Annotated in this window: 6 protein-coding genes and 1 pseudogene; 1 reads left to right on the top strand and 6 read right to left on the bottom strand. The window is 40.4% G+C overall.

Annotation, left to right across the window (positions count from 1 at the left end):
* From UYI_RS33215 to UYI_RS39150, 5 genes and pseudogenes are all read right to left on the bottom strand, one after another.
* Positions 1-548 (bottom strand): annotated as a pseudogene (locus UYI_RS33215) (superoxide dismutase); the annotation flags it as partial.
* 356 nt (positions 549-904) lie between these two features.
* A complete protein-coding gene (locus UYI_RS0122465) occupies positions 905-1921 on the bottom strand; it encodes a TIGR00341 family protein (protein WP_016868928.1) in 1017 nt (338 codons plus the stop codon).
* 293 nt (positions 1922-2214) lie between these two features.
* A complete protein-coding gene (locus UYI_RS0122460) occupies positions 2215-3249 on the bottom strand; it encodes an AI-2E family transporter (protein WP_016868927.1) in 1035 nt (344 codons plus the stop codon).
* Positions 3250-3349: 100 nt separating this feature from the next.
* Entirely contained in the window at positions 3350-3565 is a 216-nt protein-coding gene (locus UYI_RS38400) for a hypothetical protein (RefSeq protein ID WP_051035577.1), read from the bottom strand.
* Between the two features lie 82 nt (positions 3566-3647).
* The gene (locus tag UYI_RS39150; RefSeq protein WP_235147998.1) at positions 3648-4658 is read right to left on the bottom strand and encodes a hypothetical protein; all 1011 of its coding nucleotides are present in this window, start codon (positions 4656-4658) and stop codon (positions 3648-3650) included.
* A 219-nt stretch (positions 4659-4877) separates the two neighbouring features.
* Here UYI_RS39150 and UYI_RS0122450 point away from each other — a divergent pair, with 219 nt between their 5' ends.
* Positions 4878-5759 (top strand): universal stress protein, encoded by an 882-nt coding sequence (locus UYI_RS0122450; protein WP_016868926.1) that lies wholly within the window; start codon positions 4878-4880, stop codon positions 5757-5759.
* 192 nt (positions 5760-5951) lie between these two features.
* Here the strand turns inward: UYI_RS0122450 and UYI_RS33205 are convergent, their stop codons facing one another.
* Positions 5952-7085, bottom strand: coding sequence for an amylo-alpha-1,6-glucosidase (locus UYI_RS33205; RefSeq protein ID WP_016868925.1), 1134 nt, complete (start codon positions 7083-7085; stop codon positions 5952-5954).
* Between the last annotated feature and the right edge of the window lie 59 nt (positions 7086-7144).

Below are 7144 nucleotides of genomic sequence, written 5' to 3'. Positions count from 1 at the left end.
ATTAAACTGTTTTCTAAAGGCATCAAAACTACCAAAGGTTTGATTTATTTGTTGGGCGATTTCCCCCGTTGGTTCTCCGCCACCATTAGGACTCATGATTTGCCACAAAATTGTGTGGTTCAGATGACCGCCACCGTTGTTGCGTACCGTTTCCCGAATATCCTCTGGTAGGCTATTCAAGTCGCGTAGCATTGCTTCTACACTTCTGTTTTGCAGTTCAGGTTTTGCAATGCTTCGTTGAGGTTTTCCACGTATGTAGCATGGTGTCTGTCATGATGCAGTTTCATCGTTTCTGCATCAATGGCTTTTTCTAGTGCGTTATAAGCGTAAGGTAATTCTGGTAGCTCTGCGGGGGAAGCACTCAGTTCTCTGTCAGGATATGCTACGGGGGGAAACTGGTTCGCAGCAAGAGTTTGCTCTGTTGCAGGTGTTACTGTGGGAGTTGGTGACTCTGCGATCGGTGTTCCTTGACAAGCAAGTAGCACAGATACCAGAAAAATTCCTGTTACAAACAGAACAAATTGTTGTCGCAAAAATTTTATAATCATAGGTTTTTGCTTCAAAATCAAATGGTTTATTGCTGACATCAGCAGCTAGTAGTGGACTGACAGGACTAAAATGGTGCATAAATAAACCGCATGAGGCAAGAGAGAACACACCAGAAAGAAGAAGAGATTTTTTGCACCATTGTATTCGTGTCACGCCACTACTGAACTTTAGCGAAGAAGTGCAAATTTTAATTCAGTGTTTAACAAGCGTGTCAATCGCTTTTCAGCTAAAAGAAGACAATTTGAGTTGGGAATAGATATATCAAAATATAGAACAAAGTTACATCAAAATTAATAAATTAAAATTGAATTATACAACAACAAAAACTATTAGTTGATTTTCACAATTACTGTTTTTAAAACTTTAAATTCTCTGGGGTGTCACCCCTAACTTCCTCAATTTGACCAACTTCAAAAATTAAGGTGAAAGGTTGACCCATTTCTTTTTCTAAAAATTTTTCTAAAAAGATTACTTGTGTTGGTGTTACAGGTTCCTTTGTCCTAACATTCAAACGAACTTGTGGCGGATTGGTTAACCAATTCACACTACTATTTAGGAGTACCACCCGTTGAAAGGTAACAGTTCGATTCAGCAATGCTTGCCTAATACTAGTTTCAAGTCTAGCTTGTCTAATTAACCGATAAAAGCTTATGCTTAAGGGAATAAAAAGTATTGCTGTAAAAGCTAGCGTCCATCCAAGGGCTTTTCTCGCAAGTTTAAAGGAGGTGCAACCCGTTAGCAAAAACGTCACCATACAAGAAAGAGTGATTCCCAGTAAATTAGTTAGATAAAGTATTGTTGCACCGATACTAAGTGACAAATTTACTTGTGATAAACCCAGGCCAATTACACAAACTGGTGGCATAAGTGCAACTGCGATCGCGGTTCCGGCTAAACTTTCAGAAATTTTTGGTTCCACTTTTGCATAACCACTAATTCCCCCAGCCGCTACGGCAATTCCTAAGTCTAGTAAAGTGGGTCGAGAACGGGCGATAATTTCACTACCAAATTCTGGAAGCGCTACGAAGTAACCGATAAACCAAGCTAAAGCAATTGCTAGAATAGTTCCAAATATAATCGCAGTTAAACCTTTACGAAATAAGATTACATTGCCTTCTAAAGCTCCAAATGCTACTCCCCGAATTGGCAACATTAAAGGTGCAATAATCATGGCACCAATAATCACAGCAGCACTATTAGAAAGCAATCCTAAGGTAGCGATGATACAAGAACCAAAAATTAGCACTATATAATTAATACTTATTGTTGATTCTTCTAATAGACCACTGCGTATTTCCTCTAATCGTGGTAGCGGAATTCGTTTGTTTTTGAAATTATTAAAACGATTGCGAATACCATTTATATTTCGCACAATGCTATCCCTCGCACGCCAATAATTTTTGAGAAAGTAAAGGATGAACAGTATCCACCCTACCAAATTTATCTATTCAGAATCAAGAAATTATTCTAGGTCATCATCTATCGCAACGAGCGATCGCAAAGTTTTAATTGTCACATTATATCAATTTAATGTGAAGCCGTACTAAATGAGTAACCCTCCACTCTTAGCGTTCTACCCTTCCGGAAGCCGCTTGCGCGTTTATGGCGTCTTAGCAGTTAGTTTTTTAAAATAATGTGCATCTTCATAAATAATTGGTATTAGTGTCAATCTGCTTTCAACTCATCCATTTCAAATAAACTAATAATTACTCCAGCAATGGGAACAGCCAGAAAAACTCCTAGTAGTCCTGCGACTCTTGCACCTATTAATAGTGCAAAAAACATCACAACTGGATTAATATTCAACGAACCTTGCATAATGCGAGGCATAAGTAAATTCTCTTCTATTTGTTGAAGTAAAATACAACCTACTAATACTTTAAGACTGAGCCAAATTCCTTGAGGTAAAACAATTAAAGCCACAAGGCTAATTCCTAATGTGGCTCCAATGCCTGGAATCAAGTCAAAAACTCCGGCAATGGTAGCTAAAATTAATGCATAAGGCACTTGCAAAATCAAAAATACAATAAAAGCAGAAACCCCAAAGAACACAGATAAAATTAGCCGTCCCCAGAAAAAGCCTAAAAAGTTCCGCTGAATAGCAACCGTCAATTCGTTACGCAGACGTTCGGGAAAAAATTTCAGAATGAAATACCAGAGACGTTCACCATCTAGTAACATGAAAAAAGCAACAACGGCAATCAAAATTACATCAACTAAGCTGGCAAGTAATCTTTGAACTGTCTCGAAACCCAAACCAATTCCGGCTAAAGCTTGATTTCGTAGTTCCTCTTCAACAGCGCTTAAATCCACTTGCAAATTCCACTGATCCAGTAAAGCTTCTAGTCGTTCTAATAATGATATTATAAAGTTGACAAACTCTGGAGATTGACTGAGCAATTGTTGTCCCTGAGATAAAGCTGCAAAACCGATTGTAAATGTAAAAACACCAAGAATTAAGAGACTTAATAAAAAAACTAAAATGACTGCTAAAGTGTGCGGTAAAAAACGCTCCACCCACTGCACAGGATAATTAAGTACAAATGCTAAAACTGCTGCCAAAGTAAAAATTACAATTACTGTGGAAAAATAAGCCAAAACTTGGACTATTCCCCATCCAAGTGCAAATAGTAGCAAATAGTGAACTAACTTGCTAGTACTTATTTGTTCTAAAAAATTATTTACTCTTGGTTTATTCATTGTTTTGTTTCATTCGTTTTGCTCGTCATAATTGACGCGATGGTTATCAATAAATGACGGCAAACTGTGTAAACTAATAGTATAAATATCTGTCGATATATCAATTCTCGTTAATCCTTTTCCAGAATGTATTAGTAGCAGACAGGAAACAATGAATACAGCCGTTACCGCAACAAATACCGTCAACGTTTGAGCGTTGCAAATTGGAATTGGCTTGGTTGGCTGGAACTACAGCTGCACGCAAATTCCGATCAAGCAGTACTCGCAAACTAGCTTCTGAGTCGGGTGCAATACCACGCATTAGAGTTCCAGCCATTCCCAACTCATCTGGTTTGGCAATAGTAAAGCGTTCATTTTCATTTTGCTTGATTGACTCAGCACTAGCAGCTACACCACCATCATGCTGTGGTTGTTGGATCTGCGTTTAACCCAAATACGGCATTATTCAATGTAGTCAGTCCATGGAACCAACCGATGGAAGCAACACCACTCCAAGCGTAGGGAAAAGTTTCGTGGGTGTAGGAAGATGGAATTTGTGCTGAGTTATTCTTGAGGTCGCCATTAGAGACAAAGTTACCAGGTGGCCAGGAAAGAATCGCAGCATCAACCTCATCTTCCATAATTTTTGGGTCAGGGAGTTTTGCTGTTTCTCCTTTGTTGTTGATGAAAGTATGTTCTCCCGGTGTAATTTTGGTTGGATTGACATCTGTCTGACGGAAGAGCGCAGCAGAATTACTTGCCATCGCAATTAATGGGCCCAAATTGATGTCTGTATTGATTGCACCTTCTAAAATACGTCCGGTTTCTGCACTCACTGTTGCATGGCACAAAGCACAAGTAATTCCTACTCGCAGTTGACCTTTGTCGAGGTGAGTGATTAACCCTAAAGGAAATAGCGAACCTCCAGGTACATCTAAACCAGTATTCAAAACTGTACCAGCTTTGAAGGTGCGATCGCCAACGGTAATATCTTGGTCTATAGGCAGTTGCAGATTTGTAGTTGCCTTTCCTTTCAAACCCAAAACTGCTTTGGCAATACTACGTAAATTAATTGGGCTATCCAGAATACCGACGACATCTGTAAATAGATACTCATTACCAAAGGTTTCTTGATAAAAAGCATCACGACCCAAATCTATTAAGTCTTGGGTAACTTTAACCGCACCATGATCAGGAGAAAGTGCTTGGCGTCCTTTTTCGGTTTGCAGCCATCTGTCGGCTTTTTCAGACTCGACTACATAACCCAAAACATCATAGGAACCTACACTTGTGGGGGGAGATTTTGTCAATGGTGTATAGGTTTTGTCAATAGAAGGCGGTCTTCCTGGCAAATTCAGTTCTAACTGAAAACCTAAAAAGCCGACGACTATTAACAAAGAGATGAGGATGAGAATTGCGCGCGATCGCATAGTTTCCTCACTGTTGATTTTCTTTTCCAGCAAGCAGCGCCACTTTAGTTATATGCCTCAAATGTGATTGAAAAGTGATGATGTATTGCTATAGCTAATTTATTAAAATGATTGCAGTTTCATCACTAAAATGAAATATGCTGTAAGCATTCAAACGAACTTGATTATAGGTTTTGGGATTAAATTAGAAGATTTCTAAATATTTTTTACTGGTTATCTATGTTTCAACGAGTTTTGATTTGCACAGATTTTTCTGATGGTTTACACCGTCTCACACATTTTGTTTCTAGTCTTGCGCTTGCGGGGATGAAGCAAATTGTTTTTCTGCACGCTGTTCCATTGTGGGAAAAAGGCATTATTCCACGAGCCGATACTGAGAAAATAGAACAAGCTCAAACTCGATTGACCGAAACTGTTGGTGAAAGTCCTACTGATGTAGAAGTAAAAATAGAAGTTCAATCGGGAAAGCCTGTGGAAATCATCCTTAAGGTTGCCCAAACCTATCAGTCCCAATTGATTATACTGGGTTCTCAAAGTCGCAGCTTACTCACTGAAAAATTGGTGGGTAGTACAATGGCTGACTTGTCTCACAAAACAACGATTCCTCTTCTGGTACTGCGTCCTCAGTTAATCTCTACTTATACTTCTGAGGAATTAACGCTTCGTTGTCAGCACCTTTTCCGTTCTTTGCTACTTCCCTACAACGATACTCAAGCGGCGAATTATCTAGTGCAACAGGTGAAGCAATTAGCTCAACAACAATCTGATAGATATCTACAACAGTGTAAGCTATGCTGGGTATTAGAAGATACTGGTCGCCGAGAAGTACCAAAGAAAATCTTACCGCAGCAGGCAGGGCAAACTCTATCTCAGATTAAAGCTGATTTAGAGAGAGTAAATTTACAAGTGGAGACAGAAGTTCGCGAAGGACACTGCGTCACTCAGATTTTAGAGGCGGCTACAATGGCAGATATTAGTGCGATCGCAGTGTCTTCAGGAACGATAGGTAAACTCCAACAATGGTTGGTTTCCAGTTTTGCGGCGGAATTATTACGTTATAGCTGGTATCCTGTACTCTTTTTTCCACCCCAACGTGGATAATCATGATTAAGTACAGCTTTGCGTAAGAAAGTAGCAATTTGAACGCAGAGGCTCGAAAAGTTAAGCGCAAAGGAGCGCAGAGCCTTTGTGTAAAAATTTCGTTATGAACTTGCCTATCATCACCGTCATTTCTACTAGGTAGTTTCAATTTTCAAAAAACCCTGGCATAGTCTTTTACACTACTGTGAAAGATTATTCTACACTCCAAGGCTGCCAAGTTTGCTGCTTAACTTCCACATCGCCTTCTTGAACCGCAGCATCCCATTTTGTACTTGCTCCATCCCGCCAGAACCGCAAATCAACTGACGCCTTGCCAACTTCCACACGTCGCAGCGTCAATTCTGGCAACCATTCAGGTAAATAGGGGTCTAGGTGCAGGCAATTATTTGGGGCATCCGCTTGCAAACCGAGGAGTGCTTGTAAAATTTGAAACACAGATGCTGCTGCCCATGCTTGAGGTACGTTTGCCTCTATATACGGTACGGGGAAAGTTCCAGGCTCTTTTTCAACTCCTGCGTAAAGCTCAGGTAAACGATAATTGCTAAAAAGGCTACCAGCCTCGAAAATTCCCAAAGCAACATCAGCTACTTCTTGAGAAAAACCATATCTTTTCAGTCCCAAAGCAATGATACTGTTATCGTGGGGCCAGACGGAGCCGCGATGGTAAGAAAATGGATTATATGCAGAATTTTGTGTAGATAAAGTGCGGATACCCCAGCCAGTCCACATATCCGGTGCAAATAAGCGCTTAACCACACGTTCAGCACGTTCTGGGCTAATCATACCGCTCCACAAACAGTGACCGGGATTGGAAGATACTGTTTTGACTGGTTTTTTGTCGGGGTCGAGGCTAAAGGCATAAAAACCAATGTCATCACACCAAAAGCTTTCTTCAAATGAGTGACGCAGTTTTGCAGCTTTACGGCGTAACTCACCAGAAAATTCCCTTTCCCCTAACACATCAAATACTTCTGCCATCCGCATCCAGGCATCAAAGACATAACCTTGCAACTCACACAAAGCCTTGGGTGCTTTCACCTGAGTGCCATCTGGGTAGACAATGGCATCACCAGAATCTTTCCAACCTTGGTTTTCTATTCCGTAACCCGAATTGCAGCGCATTTGGTACTCTTGAAAACCATCACCGTCAAGATCACCATATTTATCAATCCACTCTAAGCAACGCAAAGCCACATCTCGCTGTTCGTGCAGTAGCGAAGTATCCCCCAGCCATTTCCAAGCTTCATGTAACAGAATTAAATACAATGGTGTGGCATCAGCAGTGCCATAGTAAGGCGTGTGGGGAATTTGCCCTAAACGTGCCAACTCTCCAGTACAACATCTAATGGGGAACTCTTAACTCTTAACAGGGATTAACTAAAACA

The sequence above is a fragment of the Fischerella muscicola PCC 7414 genome (assembly GCF_000317205.1).
Taxonomy (GTDB): domain Bacteria; phylum Cyanobacteriota; class Cyanobacteriia; order Cyanobacteriales; family Nostocaceae; genus Fischerella; species Fischerella muscicola.
This window is presented reverse-complemented; position numbering and strand designations above follow the sequence as displayed.